We start from the raw sequence: 18,702 nt of genomic DNA on the forward strand, positions 1-18,702 counted from the left end.
CCAATTCTCTGAACGTCATGGCCGGGATACGGCTCGCCGGGCAGGCGCAACCACACGCCTGTCGGGAAGGTGACACATCCGTCAACTTGCATCTGAACATTGATTAGAAATAATGATGCAACGTCGATCTGCTGGACTATGTTTTCGAGCAACACGCAATTCTAGGGTTGAACCCGGACGGGGCACGAATCTCCGCCGCGGCCCATGGGAGGACTATGGAATGATGCAGATGCGCCTTTCCGCCCTGGCCACGGCGGCCGCGACCGCTCTTCTGGCCGGCTGCGCCAGCGACAGCTCGGCGCCCAATGCGCTCTCCGCCGCGACCCCGACCTCGACGACCGAGGGCGCCAGGACGGCGATGCCGCTGCAGATCGACAATTTCATGCTCGCCGACCAGCACTACATGGGTCACGAGCTGTATCGCGAGGCCGGCGACGCCAAGGCCGTCGTGCTCATCACCCACGGCAACGGCTGCCCGATCGTGCGCAACCTGGCCCCCAAGGTGAAGGAGCTGCGCGCCAAGTACGAGCCCATGGGCGTCAAGTTCATGATGCTCAACTCGAACCTCCAGGACAGCGCCGAGGAGGTGGCCAAGGAGGCCGCCGAGTACGGCTACGACCTGCCCATCCTGATGGACAAGAACCAGCTGGTCGGCGAGCAGCTGGGCGTCACCCGCACGGCCGAGTTCTTCGTGATCGATCCGAAGACCTGGAAGGTCGTCTATCGCGGCCCGCTGGACGACCGGCTGGACTACGGCGCGCAGAAGGCGGTCGCGAGCCACGCCTGGACCGCCGACGCCATCGAGGCCGCGCTGGCCGGCCGCCAGGCCATGGCCGCCGGCAAGCCCAGCCCGGGCTGCCTGATCGACTTCCCCGACCGCGGCAAGGTGGCCAAGATCTCCTACGCCAAGGACGTCGCGCCGATCCTGGAAGCCAAGTGCGTGGCCTGCCACGTCGAAGGCGGCATCGGCCCCTTCGCGATGACCAGCTACGAGAAGGTCAAGGGCTTCTCGCCGATGATCCGCGAGGTCATCCGCACCGACCGCATGCCGCCCTGGAACGTCGACGCACACGTCAGCAAGTTCCAGGACGACAAGAGCCTGACCCCGGCCGAGATCAAGACGATCGTCCGCTGGGTGGAACAGGGCGCCGAGCGCGGCGCGGGCCCCGATCCGCTGGCCAAGAAGCGGCCCGCTCTGGCCGAGTGGCCGATGGGCAAGCCGGACCTGATCCTCGAGATCCCGGCGTACACGATCCCCGCCTCGGGCGTGGTCGACTATCAGCGCCCGGCGGTGGCCAATCCGCTCACCGAAGGCAAGTGGGTCAAGGCCTCGGCCTACAAGGTGGGCGAGCGCCAGGCGGTGCACCACTTCCTGACCGGCTACCTCAAGGAGATGCCGAAGGACGGCAAGGGCAACGAGAGCCGCTGGGGCGCCTCGATGGGCGGCTATGCCGTCGGCGCCGAGGCGACGCTGTGGCCCTCCAACATCGGCACCTACCTCCCGCCGGGCGGCGCCGTGGGCTTCCAGGCGCACTACACGCCCTTCGGCAAGGAGGTGACCGACAAGTCGTACCTGGGCCTCTACTTCTACAAGGACAACGAGAAGCCCGGCCTGGTGATGCGCAACTCGGTGATCGTGGACAACTCGATCCGCATCCCAGCCGGCGAAGCGCGCCACAAGGAGACGGCCTTCCTCGAGGTGCCGAAGGACATGCTGCTGTACTCGGCGTTCCCGCATGCCCACTACCGCGGCTATGCCTCCGACGTCTGGGTCCAGTACCCGGACGGCTCGAAGAAGCAGATCCTCGCGATGCCGCGCTACGACTTCAACTGGCAGCGGGAGTACACCTTCGCTGAGCCGCTGAAGATTCCGGCGGGTTCGAAGCTGATCGCCAACTACTGGTACGACAACTCCAAGCAGAACCCGGCCAACCCGGACCCGAGCAAGACCATCGTCTGGGGCGACCAGTCCTGGGAGGAGATGTTCTACACGGCGATCCGCTATCGCTGGGTGGACGAGACGGCGACCAAGCTCACGAACTACGACGACCTGATGGACCAGACCCGCCTGTTCGGGATGTTCGACGACAACATGGACGGCAAGATCCAGCAGGCCGAGTTCAAGGGTGAGCTGGGCGACCGCCTGAAGCCCTTCTACGCCCAGATGGACCAGGACAAGTCGGGCGGCGTCGAGAACAACGAGCTGATGGCGGCGCTGCAGGTCATGCGCCAACGGATGCGCCAGCAGGCTTCGGGCCACCCGATGCCGTCGGCCCCGGCCGCCACCACCAGCGCGGCCCCCGCGGCCAAGCCGGGCGGCGGACGCTAGTCATCGTGCGCTCTCCCTGGTCTAAGTCGGGGCCAGGGAGAGACCGATGCGCCTACTGATCTTCGAACCGTCGTACCGCCGGCTGCAGGCGCAGATCGACGCGATGCCCGGCGTCGAGCCGCTGGTGATGGGCGCCGGCGGGACCGTCGTCGCCAACGGCCGGACCCTCGCACCCGAAGAGATCGACGCCGACGCGGCCTGGACCAACGCCGACGTCTTTTTCGCCCCTGAGGCGCGCGCCTTCATGGTGGCGATGCTGAAGTCGCCCAGCCTGAAATGGGCGCAGAGCGGCGCGGCCGGCTTCGACAATCCCGTCTTCCAGCAGATCATCCAGAAGGGCGCCAAGCTCACCACCAGCCACGGCCAGGCGGTGGGCATGGCCGACTATGTCCTGTGGGGGGTGCTGGATGCGCTGCAGGGCGGGGCCAGGCGCCGCGCCGCCCAGGCCGCGCATAGGTGGGAGCGCCACCCCTTCCGCGAAATCTCGGGCTCGCGCTGGGCCATCGTCGGCTTCGGCGCCATCGGCAAGGGCGTGGCCGACCGGGCCCGCGCCTTCGGGGCCCACATCACCGGCGTACGCCGCAACCCGGCCGCCGACACCTCGGCCGACCAGATCACGGCGCCGGCCGACCTGATCTCGATCCTGCCGCAGACCGACGTCGTGGTGCTGGCCTGCCCGCTGACCGCCGAGACCCGCCATATGGCCGACACCGCGTTCTTCGGGGCCATGAAGCCGGGCGCGATCTTCGTGAACGTCGGCCGCGGCGGCCTGGTGGACGAGACCGCGCTGCTGGCGGCCCTGGAGAAGGGTGTGCCCGAGCATGCCGTCCTGGACGTCTTCGAGGCCGAGCCTCAGCCTGCCGACGGCCCGTTCTGGGACCACCCGCGGGTCACCCTGACGCCACACTCGTCGGGCATGAGCACCGGCAACGCGGCCCGCAACGACGCCCTCTTCCTCGACAACCTGAAGCGCTTCGTCAGCGGCGAACCTCTGAAGAACCTCGCTGACCCTAAGGACGTGCTGGCGGGCGGCTAGCGCAGACCTCCTCTCCCCCCGCAAAGCGGAGAGAGCGAGGAGGTGCTAGTCCCCCCAGAGGTCGTGGAGGTCGCCCTTGCGGTTCAGCATGCGGACGGCGCGCTTCACCACCTGCAGCAGGCGTTCGCGCCGCGCCGTCTCGTCGTAGGTCATCGAGCCCTTGGCGAGGCCTTCCAGCAGGAAGCGGCCCAGGTCGCGGCTGGTCTGCGATCGGGGATCATCGCCCGCCGAGACCAGGGCGCCTACGCGGTCGCCGCCCAGCTGGGCGTGGTCGAAGGCGCTCTGGGCGCCGGCCAGTCGCTCGGCCAGCATCGGATCGGTGCGCGCGGCGGCCTCCAGCTCGGCGAAGGCGCGGAACGGCAGTTCGTGCAGCAGGGCCCAGTACGAATCGATCGCCTGCTCGGCGGCGTCGACGCCGGGCGGGGCCGGGGTGGTCGCGGCCTGTTCGAAGAGGCGCGCGCGGGCGAGGTCGATATGGGCCACCGCCGCCTCGACCAGCTCCTCGCGGGTGGCGAAGTGGTACAGCATCGCGCCACGCGTCAGCAGCGCGGCGTCGGCGATCACCGCGTTGGAGGCGGCGTGGTAGCCGATCTCGGCGAACAGGCGCGTCGCCGCGTCGAGAATGCGCGCGCGCGTCCTCTGCGACTTGGGCGTCGCCCGCATGGGATAGGTTCTGGCGTCCATCGGACCCAATTTCAGCGACCTGGGGAGGGCCTGCTCACGCTACGCCCCTAGCAATATGAGGGCGGGTCATGCCAGAGCCTACGTGGCCGCAGGCAGGGCCGGATGCGTCAGCCAGGTAACATTGTGCGCAGATTGGGCGCCGGATGCGGCCCTTAGCGCCAGTTTGGGCGAACGGCGCTCAGCGTTGACTTCCCTCTCGAACTCATGACAGTGCCACTGTCATGAAAACCCCCCTGCCGAACCTGCGCGACCGCCAGCGGGAGGAGACCCGCGAGCAGATCCTCCACGCCGTGGGCCGCCAGCTGGAAACCCGCAGCCTGGAAGACCTCAGCTTCGCCGAGATCGCGCGCGACGCGGGCGTGGGCGAGCGGACGGTCTATCGCCACTTCCCGACGAAGGAAGCGTTGCTGGGGGCCTTCTGGGCCTTCCTGCAGAACGAGGCCTTCCGCCAGCCTGACAAGCCCAAGCCGGTGCGCTCGGACCGCCGCCTGCGCGAGGCCATCACGGCGCCCAGAGACGCGCTGCGGCCCATGCGCATCCTGGTCGCCACCGACGCGTGGGAGCCGCAGGTCAACGGCGTGGTCCGCACGCTGACGCGCGTGGTCAGCGAGCTGCAGGCCATGGGCCACACGGTGGAGGTGATCCATCCCGGCCAGTTCAAGACCTTCCCGCTGCCCACCTACGCCGAAATCAAGGTCGCCATCGGCGTCTACGAGCCGGTGCAGGAGCGGTTCAAGGCGTTCGAGCCCGAGGCCATCCACATCGCCACCGAGGGCCCGATCGGCCTTGCGGCGCGGCGCATCTGCGTGGAGTGGAAGCTGCCGTTCACGACCAGCTATCACACCCGCTTTCCCGAATACGTCTCGGCCCGCCTGCCGCTGCCCCTGGCGGCCGGCTATGCGTACATGAAGTGGTTCCACAAGCCGTCGGGCCGGCTGATGGTGGCCACGCCCACCATGCGCGAGGAGCTGTCGAACCACGGCTTCCGCAACATCTCGGCCTGGTCGCGCGGCGTCGACACCGACATCTTCCGGCCCCGCGCCGAGGACGAGCCCGACATCTTCGCCGACCTGCCCCGACCGATCTTCCTCTATGTGGGCCGCGTGGCCGTGGAGAAGAACATCGAGGCCTTCGTGGCCCTGGACCTGCCGGGGACGAAGGTGGTCGTGGGGCCGGGACCACAGCTCGAGGAGCTGAAGGAGAAATACCCCGAGGTGGTCTTCAAAGGGCCGAAGTCGGGCAAGGAGCTGGCCGACCACTACGCCTGCGCCGACGTCTTCGTATTCCCGTCGCTCACCGACACCTTCGGGCTGGTGATCCTGGAAGCCATGGCCGCCGGCACGCCGGTGGCGGCCTATCCGGCGCCGGGGCCCATCGACCTGATCCCGGGCTCGGCTGCGGGCGTCCTGGCGCTGACCGCCACCGAGGGCCTGCGCGAGGCCTGCCTCCAGTGCCTGGACCTCGACCGCAAGCGGGTGCGCGCCTTCGCCGAGAAGTTCTCGTGGCGAGCCTGCGCCGAGGACTTCGTGAAGAATCTGCAGCCCTATCCCGAGCCCGAGAAGACGCGGTTCTGGCGGCGCCTGCGCCGGCTGGCCCGCGTGCGCCGGCGAGGGCAGGACGCGGCCTGACCTCGCCGCTCTATGACGCTTTTGTGACATCCGGGATTGGCGCGGGGCGCAACCCCGCGTAAATCGCCCGGCTCCAGGCTCGACAAATGTTCGAACCGCACGGGAGCGTCGAAGCACGGCCGATGGGCAAGAAGACCGACAGGTTGCGGCCAGAGCCCGATCGGGAGCCGCGCACCCAGTACGCCGCCTTGCCCTGGCGCAAGAGCACGGACGGCGCCGTCGAGATTCTGCTCATCACGTCGCGCGAGAGCCGCCGCTGGGTGATCCCCAAGGGTTGGCCGATGAAGGACATGACGCCCGAAGGCGCGGCGGCCCAGGAGGCCTATGAGGAGGCCGGCGTGCTGGGCGAGCCCCACCGCAAGCCGCTGGGCGTCTACCACTACGACAAGCGCCTGGCCTCGGGCCGACTCCAGCATGTGCGGGTGATGGTGTTCGCGCTGAAGGTGACCGAAGCCCGCGACATCTGGCCCGAGATGGCCGAACGCGACCGCCTGTGGTCGTCACCGGCCGAGGCCGCCAGCCTGGTGGACGAGCCTGAGCTGCGGGAACTGCTGGCGAAGTTCAAGTCGTAGTTTCCCTCCCCTCAGGGGAGGGAGAGCTACAGCAGCCGTCCGCGGATCGCTTGGCTCAGCATGTCGATGCCGACCACGGCCACGATGATCACGATCACGATGGCGCCCGTCTCGGAGTAGCTGAAGCTGTTCATGCTCTCGTACAGCACCTGGCCGATGCCGCCGGCGCCGATCAGGCCCAGCACGGTGGCGCTGCGGCTGTTGGACTCGAAGCGGTACAGCGCATAGCTGGTCCACAGCGGCGCCACCTGGGGGATCACGCCCCAGACGATCTCGTGCAGCTTGGCGCCGCCGGTGGCGCGCACGCCCTCGACGGGCCCGCGATCGATGGACTCAGTGGCTTCCGAGAACAGCTTGGCCAGCACGCCCGAGGTGCCGATCGCCAGGGCCATGACGCCGGCCAGCGGGCCCGGCCCCACGGCCACCAGGAAGATCATCCCGATCACCAGGTCCGGGATCGACCGGACGATGTCGAGCGCGCGGCGGATCGGCCACTGGATGAACCACGGCGTGATGTTGCGCGAGGCGAGCAGGCCCAGCGGGATCGCCGTCAGAATGGCCAGGAAGGTGCCCCAGATGGCCATCTGGATCGTCTGCCACATCTTGGAGACGTAGAGCTGCAAGTTGGTCCAGTCGGGGGTCACGAAGCCCCGGCCCAGCTCCTGCATGTTGGACGAGTTCGCGAACAGAAGCGGCAGCTTGTAGAGCTCGGCCGGGCCGAACGCGATCAGCAGCAAGCCGATCAGGACCCCCCAGATCAGGAAATCCGGGACCCTCTGGGCCAGCGTCTTCTGCGGCGGCGGCGGAACCGCGCTCGCGGTGGTCGTCGTGGTGGTCATTGGGCGGCGGCGGGCTCGATGGCGCGCTTCTGCGCTGCGTCGGCGCGGACCTTGTCGAACTCGGCCTGGGCCTTGGCGATGCGGCCCGCGTCGCCCGAGCGCTTGGCGGCGGCCAGCGCTTCGCCGGCCTCCATCTCGCGCACCGGATCCAGGTAGCTGTTGTCGGCCGGTTTGAAGCCGCCATAGGCCAGGCCCTTCAGGACCTCACGCTGCTTGGCGGCCTTTTCGTCCGTGCCCGTGCCGTAGGTCAGGAAGAACTGGCGGATCTTTTCCTTCAGCGCCGGGTCGAGGTCGCGGCGCACCACGATCGACGATTCCGGCAGCGGCGGACTTTCCCAGATCGTCTCGACCTTGGCGGCGAGCTCAGGGCTCTGACGCGCGAAGAACAGCAAGCCGACCGAGTTGTTGGTCGCCACATCCAGGACGCCGTTGGCCACCGAGAAGGCGTTGGCCTGGTGGCTGGCCGAGCGCACCGACTTGAAGCACTTGGCCGGCTCGATGTCGCGGGGCGTGAACAGATAGGTCATCGGCGCCAGCGTGCCTGAGGTGGACTGGGTGTCGCCTAGGCCGAAGTTCAGGGTCTTGTCGCAGGACAGGATCTTGTCGAGCGTGATCCCGCTGCCCTTCCGGACGATAATCACCGACTTGTAGGTGGCCTCGCCGCCGGCGTCGACCACGCGGCCCAGCACCTCGGCGTCGGCCCGGCGCACGGCCTGCAGCGCCGGCGAGGCCGAGAACCACCCCATATGCACCTGCTTGAAGCGCATCGCCTCGACCAGGCTGGTGTAGTTCGTGGCGAAGTACGGCTTCACCTTCACGCCGATCGACTCGGACAGATCGGTGAGCAGCGGCGTCCACAGCGGCTCCATCGACGCCTGATTCTCGGCAGAGAGGATCGAGAAGGTCAGCTCGGTGGGCGCGCCGGCGGCGGCGGCCTTTTCCTCGGGCTTGCCGCAGGCGCTGAGCGCCACGGCGGCCGCGGAGAGGGTGAGGATGAGGGTGCGGCGGATCATGTGGGCGCTCCTTCCCAGAAGACGTCCTCGAATTCGGGGCCGTAGATGTCGATGAGTTGTTCGCGCTTCAGGCCGTCGGAGGGACCGTCGTAGACGACCTTGCCAGCTTTCAGCGCCACCACGCGGTCGCAATAGCGCAGCGCGTAGTCAACCTGGTGGAGGGTGACGAGGACCGTGAGGCCGTCGTTCTTGTTCAGCTCGCGCAGGATCTCCATCACCCGGCGGGCCGAGACGGGGTCGAGCGAGGCGACGGGCTCGTCGGCCAGGATGATCTTGGCCTTCTGGACCAGAGCCCGGGCGATCGCGCCCCGCTGCTGCTGGCCGCCCGACAGCGTGTTGGCGCGCTGGGTGGCGTAGTCCGAGACGCCGAAGCGGTGCAGGGCCGCCATCGCCGCCTGCTTGGTCTCGGCGGGCCAGAGGCCCAGCGCCGCCTGCCAGAAGCTGATCCGGCCCAGCGAGCCCAGCGCCACGTTGGTGAACAGCGAGAGCCGGCCCACCAGGTTGAACTGCTGGAAGATCATGCCGATCCGCGTGCGGGTCTTGCGCACGTTGGAATCGATGCGGCCGTCCTTCTGGACCGGACCGTCGAAGGCCACGATCTCGCCGGGGCCGGCGTCGATCGTCTGAAGCGCGCTGATCGAGCGCAGCAAGGTGGATTTCCCCGAGCCCGAAGGGCCGATCAGGGCGATCATCTCGCCCTTCCTGGCGTCCAGCGACACCCCGTCGAGGGCCCGGCGCTGGCCGAAGGTCTTGGAGACGTTCCGTATCGACAGAACGGCGGCGTCAGGCATGTGGTCGGTCGGAGCTTTCCCGTAACAAACCCGGCTTCATGGCACGTCTGGCGCCATGCGGTCCAGCGCGGGGCCGGGCTCGCGAGCCCTTCGGCCAAAATGGCGCCCCCTAAAGGGCGAACGGCCTGCAACTGCGCCAAGAGTACGGACCGGTCGCCCCCTCGCGGGCCCCGTCGCGGGCCCCTGGACGGCGTCTCGCGCGCGCCTACGCGAGGCGACGCGCAAAAAGTCGCAAACACGAGACTTTACATGGGTGTCCATTGCCCCTAAATGCGCGCCTTCCGGCGGACCCGATGTCCTCAAAAGCGCTGCTAACGCCGGACTTGGTTCAACAATCCGTTGGGGGTTGCGTGAGGTGCAGACGTACCATACGCCCCTGGACCTTGTCCGTGAGCGGTCACCGGAGCGTCCCGTCGCCTTTGCGCGACCCGACGCGGTGGCGGTAGCGGCGCGCTGGTTCCAGGACAGCTTTAAGGGCGACGTTTTCTACGCTGTGAAGGCGAACCCTTCGCCGTGGGTCATCGAGACCCTCGTGCAGAACGGCGTGAACTCGTTCGATGTGGCGTCGATCCGCGAGATCGAGCTCGTGGCGCAATTCGCCCCGGGCGCGCGCATGGCTTTCATGCATCCGGTGAAGAGCCGCAAGGCGATCGCAGAGGCGTACCACCGCTTCGGCGTGAAGACCTTCGCGCTCGACACGCATGAGGAGCTGGCGAAGATCCTCGAGGCCACCGACGGCGCCGAGGACCTGACCCTGATCGTGCGCCTCGCGGTCGTCGCGGAAGGCGCCTCCTATTCCCTGTCCGGCAAGTTCGGCGTCGATCTGCACGAGGCTCCGGCCCTGCTGCTGGCCGCGCGCCGCGCCACCCAGGGCAAGATGGGCGTCAGCTTCCACGTCGGCAGCCAGTGCATGCGGCCCACCGCCTACCAGGCGGCGATGGCCCAGGCCCAGCGCGCCATCGTGCGCGCCGGCGTCATGGTCGACATCGTCGACGTGGGCGGCGGCTTCCCGTCGGTCTACCCGGGCATGATCCCGCCGGACATGAGCGACTATGTCGACTCCATCCAGCGCGGCTTCGCCGAGATGAGCGTGCACGAGGAAACCGAGCTTTGGGCCGAGCCCGGCCGGGCCCTGGTGGCGGAAGCCTCCTCGGTGCTGACCAAGGTCGAGCTCAAGAAGGGCGACGCGCTGTACCTCAACGACGGCAGCTACGGCTCGCTGTTCGATGCGGCGCACATGAAGTGGCCCTTCCCGGTGAAGCTGTACCGCGGCGAAGGCGACGACGCCCATGAGGTGGACGGCGCCCTCCGGCCCTTTCGCTTCTACGGTCCGACCTGCGACTCGATCGACCACATGCCGGGCCCGTTCTGGCTGCCGGAAGACATCCGCGAGGGTGACTACATCGAGATCGGCATGCTGGGCGCCTACGGCGTGGCCATGACGACGAACTTCAACGGGTTCGGCGAAGCCGAGATCGTGGAGGTCCAGGACGCCCCGATGGCCTCGATGTTCGGTCTGGCCGGTCGCACCATCCGCCTGCCCCGCGAGGAGCGGGAGGAAGACCGCAAGGTCGTTCGCCTCTCGCGCCCCAAGGGCCGCGCCGGGAAGAGCCGCCGCAAGCGCTAAGAAGGGTCACAATAGTGCTATAGGCGCGGCCGGTCGCTCCGTCCCGGTCGCGCCTTTCTATTTTCGGACGGGCGATCACCCTCAGAAGGGAACTTCGGAAGATGAACGCTCCGACCAATTCGAACCGCAAGGCCGAGCTGCTGGCCAACACCGTCGAGCACGTGGCGATCGACCAGTACGACGCCCGCCCCGTCATCGACGCCATGCGCAAGATGAGCTTCACCAGCCGCGACACCGCGCGCGCCGCCGACATCTGGTCGATGTCGCTGGCCGATCCCGACTGCTCGACCTGGCTGACCCTGGCCGGCTCCACGAGCGCCGGCGGCTGCATGCACATCTACCGCGACATGGTGAAGTACGGGATGATCGACGCGATCGTCGCCACCGGCGCCTCGATCGTCGACATGGATTTCTTCGAAGCCCTGGGCTTCAAGCACTACCAGGCCGACTCTACCGTCGACGACCGTGAGCTGCGCGAGATGTACATCGACCGCATCTACGACACCTACATCGACGAGGAAGAGCTCCAGAACTGCGACGGCACGATCTACGCGCTGTGCGAACTGCTGGAGCCGCGCCCCTACTCGAGCCGCGAGTTCATCTACGAGATGGGCAAGTGGCTGGCCGCCGGCAACGCCAAGAAGGAAGGCAGCCTGGTCGAGACCGCCTATCACGAGGGCGTGCCGATCTTCTGCCCGGCGTTCGTCGACTCGTCGGCCGGCTTCGGACTGGTGAAGCACCAGGTCGAGCGGATGAAGGCGGGCAAGCCCTACCTCACGATCGACGCCGTGGCCGACTTCCGCGAGCTGACCGAGATCAAGCTGAAGGCCGGCGCGACCGGTCTCTTCATGGTGGGCGGCGGCGTGCCGAAGAACTTCGCGCAGGACACCGTCGTATGCGCCGAAATCCTCGGCCACGAGGTCGACATGCATAAGTACGCTGTCCAGATCACCGTGGCCGACGTGCGCGACGGCGCCTGCTCGTCCTCGACGCTCAAAGAAGCCTGCTCGTGGGGCAAGGTGGACGTGACCTGGGAGCAGATGGTGTTCGCCGAAGCCACCACCGTGGTCCCGCTGATCGCCTCGGACGCCTGGCACCGCGGCAGCCACAAGGCCCGCAAGAAGCCCCGCTGGGCGGATCTGTTCCTGAAGGCCTAGACACACGCACCTCCCCCAGCGCGGACGCGGTGGGGGATGGTGGAGGGGCGAGCCCCAGGCGTCGAGCCTGCGGCCGCCCCTTTTTCGATTCCCGCGATGTGGCTCGCCCCCTCCACCAGTCGCTCTTCGGCGACTGGTCCCCCTCCCCCGCTGCTGGCGCATCGGGGGAGGTGCGAGCGCGCGGTTGCGCCGGCGGCCCCGCTTTGCGACACCCTTTGGCAAAGAAGCGGGGAGAGTGTCATGCGGGTGCGTGTCGGGCTGGCGGCGCTGGTCGCCGGGATTGCGGCCTTCGGGTCGGCGACGGGACAGCCGCCGCCGTCGGGCTATCTGACGACCACGCCCGACGCGGCCCAGATCCTGCGGCCCGCGCCCAAGGAGGGCGACGCCCGCGACCTCGAGGACAAGCGGCTTTACGAGGCGGCCCGCAAGCTGGAGGGCGGCCCCCGCTGGGCCCAGGCCCAGGCCGATGTGCCCTATGCGATCAGCAACCGGATCGCCAACTTCTCGTGCGCCGTGGGCGTGAAGCTGGACGCCGCCTCGGCCCCCAAGCTGGCGCTGGTCCTGACCCGCACCTCGATGGACGTGGGACGGCTGAACACCGCGGCCAAGGCGGTCTACAGCCGGGCGCGCCCCTACAAGCGTTGGGGCGGGACGATCTGCACCGAGAAGAGCCCGGCGCTGGACAACAGCTTCGACTATCCGTCGGGCCACGCTCAGCTGGGTTGGGGCGACGCGCTGGTGGTGGCCGAGATCGCGCCCGACCGCGCCGCCCAGGTCCTGGCCCGCGGCCGCGCCTTCGCCGACAGCCGCGCGGTCTGCGGGGTTCACACGGTCAGCGCCGTCGACGCCGGCATGACCCTGGCCTCAGCCCAGTTCGCGCTGACCCAGTCGTCGCCGGCCTACCGCGCCGACCTGGAAGCCGCCCGCGCCGAACTGGCCGCCCTGCGCGCCTCGGGCCCCAAGCCCGACGCCGCGATGTGCGCCAAGGAAGCCGAACTGAACAAGTCGCCGTTCTAGGACAGGGCGCCTGACGCCCCCTCCACCGCTTCGCGCCCCCCGCAAGCGGGTGAGGAACTGAGGGAGATCGATCGGCTCTAGTTCCTCCCCCATGCCAATGGGGGAGGGGGACCCCGAAGGGGTGGAGGGGGCGCTGACGCGCCTAGATCCCCGCGTACCACTCGTAGCCGCGGTCGGGCCAGAAGCCGCCCTGGCCGCGGCCGATCTGGCTGAAGTCGGAGACGGCCTCGATCCGCATCACGTACTTGGCGTGCTTGTAGCCCAGCTGGCGCTCGACCCGCAGACGCAGCGGATAGCCGTGGCGCACGGGCAGGGTCGCGTCGTTCATCTCGTAGGCCAGGATGGTCTGCGGGTGCATGGCGTCGACCAGGTCGATGCTCTCGTAGTAGCGGCCCGACCCGTCCAGTGTCTGCTCCAGCGTGTCGAAGCAGTGGAAGACGATGTACTTCGCCTCGGGTTTCAGCTTGGCCTGGGCCAGCAGCGCCGACAGCCGGGCGCCCTTCCACTTGCCGATCGACGACCAGCCCTCGACGCAGTCGTGCCGCGTGATCTGGGTGCGCGACGGCAGCGCCCGCACCTGGCCCATCGTCAGCTCCAGGGGCCGCTCGACCAGCCCATCGACCACCAGCTTGTAGTCGGCGAAGCCGCTGGCCATCAGCTCGACGTACTCGTCGTCCTGCGGGCGCAGGGTGCCGTTGGCCTTGAAATCCTTGGAGATGTCGGCCGGCGTGAACTCGGCGGCCAGCGCATTGCGGTCGGCGACCAGCCGCTGGGCCCGATAGCTCCACTTCTCGGCCACCCGTAGAACCCCGGTGAAGGTGGAGTTGGTGGCGAGCTTGTCGCAGCCGGCCAGCCAAAGCGACGTTAGGGTCGCGCCGGCGGCGGTCAGCCAGTGACGGCGGTTGAGGCTCACGCCCGGCTTCCTTTTCACGCCCGCCCTCCCGCTCAAGACCGCCCGCCTTCGACTTCGATGGCGTAGCGGCCGGTGATCATCGAACGCATGTTGTTCCAGAGCCCCGAGAGCACCACCAGGATCAGGTGGACCACAACGAAGGCGACGATCAGCGCCGCCGAGATGAAGTGGATCGAGCGCGCCGACTGCCGCCCGCCGAAGAGATCCACCAGCCAGGGCGCCGCCGCGTTGAACCCGGGCGACATGCAGAGCCCCGTCGCCACCATCGTCGGCAAGAGGACCAGGATCACCGCGAGGTAGGTGAACTTCTGGATCACGTTGTAGCGCCGCGCCTCCTCGCCCTTGGCGAACTTGAGCCGCGCGTGGGTGCTGATCTCATGGAGGATGTGACGGGGCGAGAGCTGGTCGCGGCTAGGCAGCAGATCCTTCCGCAGGTGCCCCCCCAGCAGCCCCCAGGCCAGGTAGACGAGGCCGTTCAGGACGAAGAGCCAGGCGAAGAAGAAGTGCCAGTTGCGGCCGGTCGCCAGGTCGCGCCAGCTGGGGACCGTGGCCCACGAGGGGAAGCCGCGCTGCTCGCGCATGCCCTCGGGCCCCGACCAGCCCAGCACGCCGGTGGTGTCGAACTTCAGATCGCCGATGGTGGTGATCCCGCGCGGCTGGTCGCCGATCTCTTCCTTCTTCATGGCCAGCCAGGGCTCGGCGAAGGTGGACTTCGCGCCCCAGTACAGCGCCGGGTGCGCGTTGAAGATCTGCAGGCCGCTCATCAGGAGCAGGCTGATCACCAGCACGTTCAGCCAGTGGGTGAGCCTGGTCACCACCGAGTGGCGCTTGACCAGCACCTTCGCGGGCTTGTCCGTCATCGCCGCCTTCGGCCCCCTCAAATCAGCCTCTCCATTGTGGCGCCGCCTGCGCGCCGGTTCGAGCCCGGAAAACGCATCGGAACGATACCGTCCGCAGTTGCGCTTTGGAGGCGACCTTACACGCGCAAGGAGTTTCCCCATGGGCGCCGAGACGCACGCCGACGACAAGATCCAGAGCCAGGGCCGCACGGACAACGCCGCCCGGCCCCTGAACGACGCCCCCGACAACGCCGGCGCCGAGCGCTATCCCTCGGTGAACAAGGACGATTCCATCGATCCGGGCGCCGCCAACCCCCAGCCTCGCCAAGGGGCCGGCGACGGCGGCCCCCGCCCATCCGACCCCACCCTCGACCCATCCGCCGCCAAGCGCTGACCCGGCCGACTCAGCGCGCGCCGCAGGCGCTGTCCCAATCGACCACGAACCACACGAACGGAGCCTTCTGCTCGCAGTGCGGACCCAACCGCGCGTTCGTGTGGTTCGTGTGGTTCGTGGTCGATTTGAGCGGCGCTGACGTGCCACCGCAGCTGAAAGGCGCGCGCGAGGTAGCGGCCTCCGGCGGGCGCCCGTAAGTTCCCCCCGCAACGGTGGGGATGGGCATGGCGGCGATCGAGGTGTGGCGCGGCGGGGTGGCGGCCTGGGAGAGCGACTCCATGGGCCACCTGAACGTCGGCTTCTATGTCGCCAAGTCGATCGAGGCCCTGGCCGGGCTGGCGGCCGAGCTGGGCATGCCGCGGGTGTTCGCGCCCTCGACCGAGGCGACGCTGATCGTCCGCGAGCAGCACATCAGGTTCCTGAAGGAGGCCCGCCCCGGCGCCGCCCTGTCGATGACCGGCGGGGTGCTGGAGATCGGCGAGACCGACGCGCGGCTGTCGTTCCTGATGCGGCACCACGACGGCAAGCTGGCGGCGGCGATCCAGACCGTCGTCGCCCACGCCACCGCCCGCGACGGCCGCCCCTTCCCCTGGCCAGACCGCGTTCGCGCCCGCGCCGAGGCGCTGAAGACGGACGTCCCGGAGGGCGCCGGCCCCCGCTCGATCGGCCTGGATCCCGTGGAAACCCAGGCCAGCCTGGCGCGCGCCGAGGCGATAGGCCTGCGCCGCACCGGCCTGGGCGTGGTCGATGTCGCCGATTGCGACGCCTTCGGCCGTCTGCGCACCGAGGGATTCATGCACCGGCTCTCGGACGCGATCCCGAACCTGTTCGCCGGTCGCCGCCCGGGCAATGTCGACGACGGCCCGCCCAAGATCGGCGGCGCGGCCGTGGAGTATCGGCTGGTCCATCATCACTGGCCGCGGGCCGGCGACCGGCTGGAGATGCGCTCGGGCTCGGCGGGCGGCGATGCGCGCATCCGCAGGCTCGTTCACTGGATGCTGGATCCCGACACCGGCCGCCCGTGGGCCAGCGCCGAGGCCATCGCGGTCTCGTTCGACCTGACCACCCGCAAGCTCATCTCCCTGTCCGACGACGAGCTGGCGCGGGTGGAGGCCGACGCGGTCCCGGGCCTAGGGCTGTGACTCCCGCGCCGCGTTGAGCCGCGCCAGCTCGGCGCGGATGGCGACCAGCTCGGCCTTCATCGCCTCCTGCTCCTCGTGGGTGTAGGCGTCGCGGTTCTCGATCAGCGCCAGCGCGATCCGCCCGATCAGCAGCGGCAGGACGAACAGGATCGCCGTCAGCATCACGAAGCCGGCCAGCACCCGGCCGCCCACGGTCTGCGGGCTGATGTCGCCATAGCCGGTGGTGGTGGTCGTGACGACCGACCACCAGAGCGCATCGCCGAACGACTTGCCCTCGAAGAACGCGAACCCTGCCGCCGCGATCACGACCAGCCCCGCGTAGATGAGCAGCAGCTCGCCCACGCTGTTGGCGCCCCGAATGAGAATGTCGACCGCCCGCGTCTTACCCTTCAGCTGATCGGCCATGTGCGCCCTCCTGCAGACCGGCCGCAGGATGGGCCGGAATGGCGGCGCCTGTCAGCCCGCCGCGACGGCGATGAGGGTCTCGCGCACCAGTTCGGGGCGTTCCATCGGCAGGAAGTGGCTGGTCCCGGGGATCAGGTCGATGCGGAACCGGCCCGTCGCCTCGAGTTCGGCCTGGCCCTCGTCCAGCCGGGCAGTCGAGCCCACCTCGGCGCGCAGGATGCGGACCGAGCAGCGCGTCGCCCGGAACGCCCCCCAGACGTCGTAGTTGTGGGTGCGGAAATTCGAGGCCTCCCAGGCGGGCGCGCAGGTCAGGGTCACCTCGCCCGTCTCGGTTTCGCGGAAGCCCGCCTCGACGTAGTCGGCCAGCTGCTCGGCGCTCCAACTGCGGAATGCGCCGCGGCCGGTGTAGGCCTCGACGACGGCGGCCTTCGACGGGAACACCGCGCGCCGACGCTGGGCGCCCTCGGCCAGGGGGTTGTCGTTCACAGGGTCGCGGGCCATGCCCATGGCGAAGATCACCGGATCGAACAGCGCCAGCGCCTTCACCCGTTCGGGCGCATGCGCGGCGGCCAGCAGACTGGACGTGCCGCCCATGGAGTGGCCGGCCAGCACGACCGGGCCCTCCGCCTCGGCGTCGAGGAAGGCCAGCAGATCGTCGCGAAAATCGTTCCAGCCGCCGCGGGTCTCGACATCGGCCGGCAGGGTCGAGGCGCCGTGACCGCGCATGTCGATCGCCACGACCCGCAGGGACGCCGCCAGCGGGGCCAGGATGGTGCGATAGGTGCGGGCGTTGAAGCCGTTGGCGTGGGAGAAGACGATGTCGATGGGCCGGTCCGCCGGGCCGAAGTCCAGCACCGCCATCGTCCCGCCCCGCGTCGAGAGCGCGACCTGCCGCGACCGCGGCTCGAAATCCACCTTGGCGTCCATGGTCCCCTCCTAGCCGGGTTCCCCCGGGAGAGGAAACCCGGTCACGTCGGAACGGGCGTCGCAGGCCGCGCGCCGCCGCGGGCGATGGCCAGCGCGGCGAAGGCCGCCGCCAGGGCCAACATTCCGGCGATCACGAAGCTTTCGGTGTAGCGGCCCTGCAGGTCGCGCAGCACGCCCGTGCCGAAGGCCGCCGTCGCCGCGCCCATCTGGTGGCCGCACGCGATCCAGCCGAACACGATGGGGCCCTCGCGCTCGCCGAAGTTCTCGGTGGCCAACCGCACGGTGGGCGGCACGGTGGCCAGCCAGTCCAGGCCGTAGAACACCGCGAAGACCGACAGGCTGACGACATTGAAATCCAGGAACGGCAGCGCCAGCAGCGAGAGGCCGCGCAGGGAATAGTAGAAGAACAGCAGCTTGCGGGGGTCGTATCGGTCGGTAAGCCAGCCGGAGGCGGTCGTGCCCACCATGTCGAAGACGCCCATGGCCGCCAGCAGCAGTCCGGCCTGGACCAGCACCAGCCCCTTGTCGCCGCAGAACGAGATCAGGTGCGTGCCGATCAGCCCGTTGGTCGTGAAGCCGCAGACGAAGAATGTGGCGAACAGCAGCCAGAAGGCCGGGTTGCGCGCCGCCCGCGACAGCACGCCCAGCGCCAGCTTCACCGCGTCCTGCGGCCGGCCGGGCGGCGGGACCGGCTCGACCTCGGTCGCGCCGTAGGGCGCCTGGCCGATATCGGCGGGCCGCTCGGGCATGAGGAAGAACACCAGCGGGACCAGGACCGCAGCCGCCAGCGAGACGGTGATCACCACTGGCTGCCAGCCGCCGGTCTGGGCCAGGGCCGCCATGCTGGGCAGGAAAATCAGCGAACCGGTGGCGGTCGACGCGCTGAGCAGGCCCATGACCAGCCCGCGTTGCTTGACGAACCAGCGGTTCACGACGGTGGCGCCCATCGACAGCGCCACCGCCCCGCTGCCCAGGCCGGAGAGCACGCCCCAGGTGGCCACGTACTGCCACGGCTGGGCCATGAAGAGGCTGAGCGCGGTCGAAACGCTCATCAGGATCAGGCCGGCCAGCAAGGTGCGCTTCAGGCCCAGGGTCTGCATCAGCGCCGCCGCGAACGGTCCGACCAGGCCATAGAGGAAGATGCCGATGGCGGCGGCGGCCGACAGGGCAGCCCGCTCCCAGCCGAAGGCGTCATGCAAGGGCGTGAGCAGTACGCCGGGCGCCGAGCGCAGGCCGGCCGCCGCCAGCAGGGCCAGGAAAGTCACGCCGGCGACCACCCAGGCGTAGTTCTGGCCGAACGGCCGGCGCGCGACTATCTTCATGTTACCGACCGGTGTCCCCTCGAGCCTCGAGCACTAGATACGTACCGGTCGGTAACGCGCAAGGCCA

The 18,702-nt window shown here is 68.9% G+C and carries 18 protein-coding genes and 1 pseudogene; 10 read left to right on the forward strand and 9 right to left on the reverse strand.

The annotated features are described in order from the left end of the window. Positions 1-229 precede the first annotated feature (229 nt). Together ACQ66R_RS11735 and ACQ66R_RS11740 are read left to right on the forward strand one after the other, a co-directional pair. Positions 230-2,329: a redoxin family protein gene (locus tag ACQ66R_RS11735; protein WP_430422151.1), complete on the forward strand. Its 2,100-nt coding sequence runs from the start codon at positions 230-232 to the stop codon at positions 2,327-2,329. Positions 2,330-2,375: 46 nt separating this feature from the next. Continuing rightward, positions 2,376-3,365, forward strand: a complete 990-nt coding sequence (locus ACQ66R_RS11740; RefSeq protein ID WP_430422153.1) for a D-2-hydroxyacid dehydrogenase — start codon at positions 2,376-2,378, stop codon at positions 3,363-3,365. Positions 3,366-3,410: 45 nt separating this feature from the next. Here the strand turns inward: ACQ66R_RS11740 and ACQ66R_RS11745 are convergent, their stop codons facing one another. Further along, positions 3,411-4,049: a TetR/AcrR family transcriptional regulator gene (locus tag ACQ66R_RS11745; RefSeq protein ID WP_430422155.1), complete on the reverse strand. Its 639-nt coding sequence runs from the start codon at positions 4,047-4,049 to the stop codon at positions 3,411-3,413. A gap of 221 nt (positions 4,050-4,270) precedes the next feature. Here ACQ66R_RS11745 and ACQ66R_RS11750 point away from each other — a divergent pair. The 3 genes and pseudogenes from ACQ66R_RS11750 to ACQ66R_RS11760 all read left to right on the forward strand — a co-directional run. Next, positions 4,271-4,453 (forward strand): annotated as a pseudogene (locus ACQ66R_RS11750) (TetR/AcrR family transcriptional regulator); the annotation flags it as partial. Positions 4,454-4,579: 126 nt separating this feature from the next. Beyond that, a complete protein-coding gene (locus ACQ66R_RS11755; RefSeq protein ID WP_430426273.1) occupies positions 4,580-5,677 on the forward strand; it encodes a glycosyltransferase family 4 protein in 1,098 nt (365 codons plus the stop codon). Between the two features lie 86 nt (positions 5,678-5,763). After that, entirely contained in the window at positions 5,764-6,249 is a 486-nt protein-coding gene (locus tag ACQ66R_RS11760) for an NUDIX hydrolase (protein ID WP_430422157.1), read from the forward strand. Between the two features lie 26 nt (positions 6,250-6,275). Here the strand turns inward: ACQ66R_RS11760 and phnE are convergent, their stop codons facing one another. The 3 genes from phnE to phnC are packed head-to-tail and all read right to left on the reverse strand — an operon-like array spanning position 6,276 to position 8,892. Continuing rightward, positions 6,276-7,088, reverse strand: coding sequence for a phosphonate ABC transporter, permease protein PhnE (gene phnE / locus ACQ66R_RS11765; RefSeq protein WP_430422159.1), 813 nt, complete (start codon positions 7,086-7,088; stop codon positions 6,276-6,278). Then, positions 7,085-8,101 carry a phosphate/phosphite/phosphonate ABC transporter substrate-binding protein gene (gene phnD / locus ACQ66R_RS11770; protein ID WP_430422161.1) on the reverse strand — a complete coding sequence of 339 codons (1,017 nt, stop codon included), beginning with the start codon at positions 8,099-8,101 and terminating at the stop codon, positions 7,085-7,087. Before phnD ends, phnE begins: the two co-directional genes overlap by 4 nt. Then, the gene (phnC, locus tag ACQ66R_RS11775; protein WP_293361603.1) at positions 8,098-8,892 is read right to left on the reverse strand and encodes a phosphonate ABC transporter ATP-binding protein; all 795 of its coding nucleotides are present in this window, start codon (positions 8,890-8,892) and stop codon (positions 8,098-8,100) included. Before phnC ends, phnD begins: the two co-directional genes overlap by 4 nt. A 355-nt stretch (positions 8,893-9,247) precedes the next feature. Between phnC and ACQ66R_RS11780 the strand changes: the two genes are divergently transcribed. The 3 genes from ACQ66R_RS11780 (at position 9,248) to ACQ66R_RS11790 (ending at position 12,693) form a co-directional block, all read left to right on the forward strand. Then, on the forward strand, positions 9,248-10,519 hold the full coding sequence (locus tag ACQ66R_RS11780) for a type III PLP-dependent enzyme (RefSeq protein WP_430422163.1): 1,272 nt from the start codon (positions 9,248-9,250) through the stop codon (positions 10,517-10,519). A gap of 101 nt (positions 10,520-10,620) precedes the next feature. Next, the gene (locus ACQ66R_RS11785; RefSeq protein WP_430422164.1) at positions 10,621-11,676 is read left to right on the forward strand and encodes a 1,9-bis(guanidino)-5-aza-nonane synthase; all 1,056 of its coding nucleotides are present in this window, start codon (positions 10,621-10,623) and stop codon (positions 11,674-11,676) included. Positions 11,677-11,916: 240 nt separating this feature from the next. Further along, a complete protein-coding gene (locus ACQ66R_RS11790) occupies positions 11,917-12,693 on the forward strand; it encodes an acid phosphatase (RefSeq protein WP_430422166.1) in 777 nt (258 codons plus the stop codon). Positions 12,694-12,835: 142 nt separating this feature from the next. Here ACQ66R_RS11790 and ACQ66R_RS11795 read toward each other — a convergent pair whose 3' ends face one another. Continuing rightward, positions 12,836-13,624: a molybdopterin-binding protein gene (locus tag ACQ66R_RS11795; RefSeq protein ID WP_430422168.1), complete on the reverse strand. Its 789-nt coding sequence runs from the start codon at positions 13,622-13,624 to the stop codon at positions 12,836-12,838. Between the two features lie 14 nt (positions 13,625-13,638). After that, positions 13,639-14,466, reverse strand: a complete 828-nt coding sequence (locus ACQ66R_RS11800; RefSeq protein WP_430422170.1) for a cytochrome b/b6 domain-containing protein — start codon at positions 14,464-14,466, stop codon at positions 13,639-13,641. Positions 14,467-14,605: 139 nt separating this feature from the next. Between ACQ66R_RS11800 and ACQ66R_RS11805 the strand changes: the two genes are divergently transcribed. Further along, on the forward strand, positions 14,606-14,839 hold the full coding sequence (locus tag ACQ66R_RS11805) for a hypothetical protein (RefSeq protein WP_430422172.1): 234 nt from the start codon (positions 14,606-14,608) through the stop codon (positions 14,837-14,839). 224 nt (positions 14,840-15,063) lie between these two features. Next, positions 15,064-15,981, forward strand: a complete 918-nt coding sequence (locus tag ACQ66R_RS11810) for a thioesterase family protein (protein WP_430422174.1) — start codon at positions 15,064-15,066, stop codon at positions 15,979-15,981. Here the strand turns inward: ACQ66R_RS11810 and ACQ66R_RS11815 are convergent. From ACQ66R_RS11815 to ACQ66R_RS11825, 3 genes are read right to left on the reverse strand one after another with little or no spacing between them, the layout of a single operon-like run. Continuing rightward, positions 15,970-16,416 (reverse strand): potassium channel family protein, encoded by a 447-nt coding sequence (locus tag ACQ66R_RS11815; protein WP_430426275.1) that lies wholly within the window; start codon positions 16,414-16,416, stop codon positions 15,970-15,972. The genes ACQ66R_RS11810 and ACQ66R_RS11815 overlap by 12 nt on opposite strands. A gap of 21 nt (positions 16,417-16,437) precedes the next feature. Next, positions 16,438-17,313 carry an alpha/beta fold hydrolase gene (locus ACQ66R_RS11820; protein WP_430422176.1) on the reverse strand — a complete coding sequence of 292 codons (876 nt, stop codon included), beginning with the start codon at positions 17,311-17,313 and terminating at the stop codon, positions 16,438-16,440. A 41-nt stretch (positions 17,314-17,354) separates the two neighbouring features. Then, entirely contained in the window at positions 17,355-18,635 is a 1,281-nt protein-coding gene (locus tag ACQ66R_RS11825) for an MFS transporter (RefSeq protein ID WP_430422178.1), read from the reverse strand. Positions 18,636-18,702: the final 67 nt, after the last annotated feature.

Origin of the sequence: Phenylobacterium sp., assembly GCF_965284355.1 — a bacterium.
In the GTDB taxonomy this organism is placed as follows: domain Bacteria; phylum Pseudomonadota; class Alphaproteobacteria; order Caulobacterales; family Caulobacteraceae; genus Phenylobacterium.

What these genes read in the sequence shown, in the direction of transcription:
- phnC (WP_293361603.1), bottom strand. Translation starts at nt 8,892, where the DNA reads ATGCCTGACGCCGCCGTTCTGTCGATACGGAACGTCTCCAAGACCTTC.
- ACQ66R_RS11785 (WP_430422164.1), top strand. Translation starts at nt 10,621, where the DNA reads ATGAACGCTCCGACCAATTCGAACCGCAAGGCCGAGCTGCTGGCCAAC.
- phnE (WP_430422159.1), bottom strand. Translation starts at nt 7,088, where the DNA reads ATGACCACCACGACGACCACCGCGAGCGCGGTTCCGCCGCCGCCGCAG.
- ACQ66R_RS11825 (WP_430422178.1), bottom strand. Translation starts at nt 18,635, where the DNA reads ATGAAGATAGTCGCGCGCCGGCCGTTCGGCCAGAACTACGCCTGGGTG.
- ACQ66R_RS11735 (WP_430422151.1), top strand. Translation starts at nt 230, where the DNA reads ATGCGCCTTTCCGCCCTGGCCACGGCGGCCGCGACCGCTCTTCTGGCC.
- ACQ66R_RS11805 (WP_430422172.1), top strand. Translation starts at nt 14,606, where the DNA reads ATGGGCGCCGAGACGCACGCCGACGACAAGATCCAGAGCCAGGGCCGC.
- ACQ66R_RS11745 (WP_430422155.1), bottom strand. Translation starts at nt 4,049, where the DNA reads ATGGACGCCAGAACCTATCCCATGCGGGCGACGCCCAAGTCGCAGAGG.
- ACQ66R_RS11755 (WP_430426273.1), top strand. Translation starts at nt 4,580, where the DNA reads ATGCGCATCCTGGTCGCCACCGACGCGTGGGAGCCGCAGGTCAACGGC.
- ACQ66R_RS11800 (WP_430422170.1), bottom strand. Translation starts at nt 14,466, where the DNA reads ATGACGGACAAGCCCGCGAAGGTGCTGGTCAAGCGCCACTCGGTGGTG.
- ACQ66R_RS11760 (WP_430422157.1), top strand. Translation starts at nt 5,764, where the DNA reads ATGTTCGAACCGCACGGGAGCGTCGAAGCACGGCCGATGGGCAAGAAG.
- ACQ66R_RS11740 (WP_430422153.1), top strand. Translation starts at nt 2,376, where the DNA reads ATGCGCCTACTGATCTTCGAACCGTCGTACCGCCGGCTGCAGGCGCAG.
- phnD (WP_430422161.1), bottom strand. Translation starts at nt 8,101, where the DNA reads ATGATCCGCCGCACCCTCATCCTCACCCTCTCCGCGGCCGCCGTGGCG.
- ACQ66R_RS11790 (WP_430422166.1), top strand. Translation starts at nt 11,917, where the DNA reads ATGCGGGTGCGTGTCGGGCTGGCGGCGCTGGTCGCCGGGATTGCGGCC.
- ACQ66R_RS11820 (WP_430422176.1), bottom strand. Translation starts at nt 17,313, where the DNA reads ATGGACGCCAAGGTGGATTTCGAGCCGCGGTCGCGGCAGGTCGCGCTC.
- ACQ66R_RS11810 (WP_430422174.1), top strand. Translation starts at nt 15,064, where the DNA reads ATGGCGGCGATCGAGGTGTGGCGCGGCGGGGTGGCGGCCTGGGAGAGC.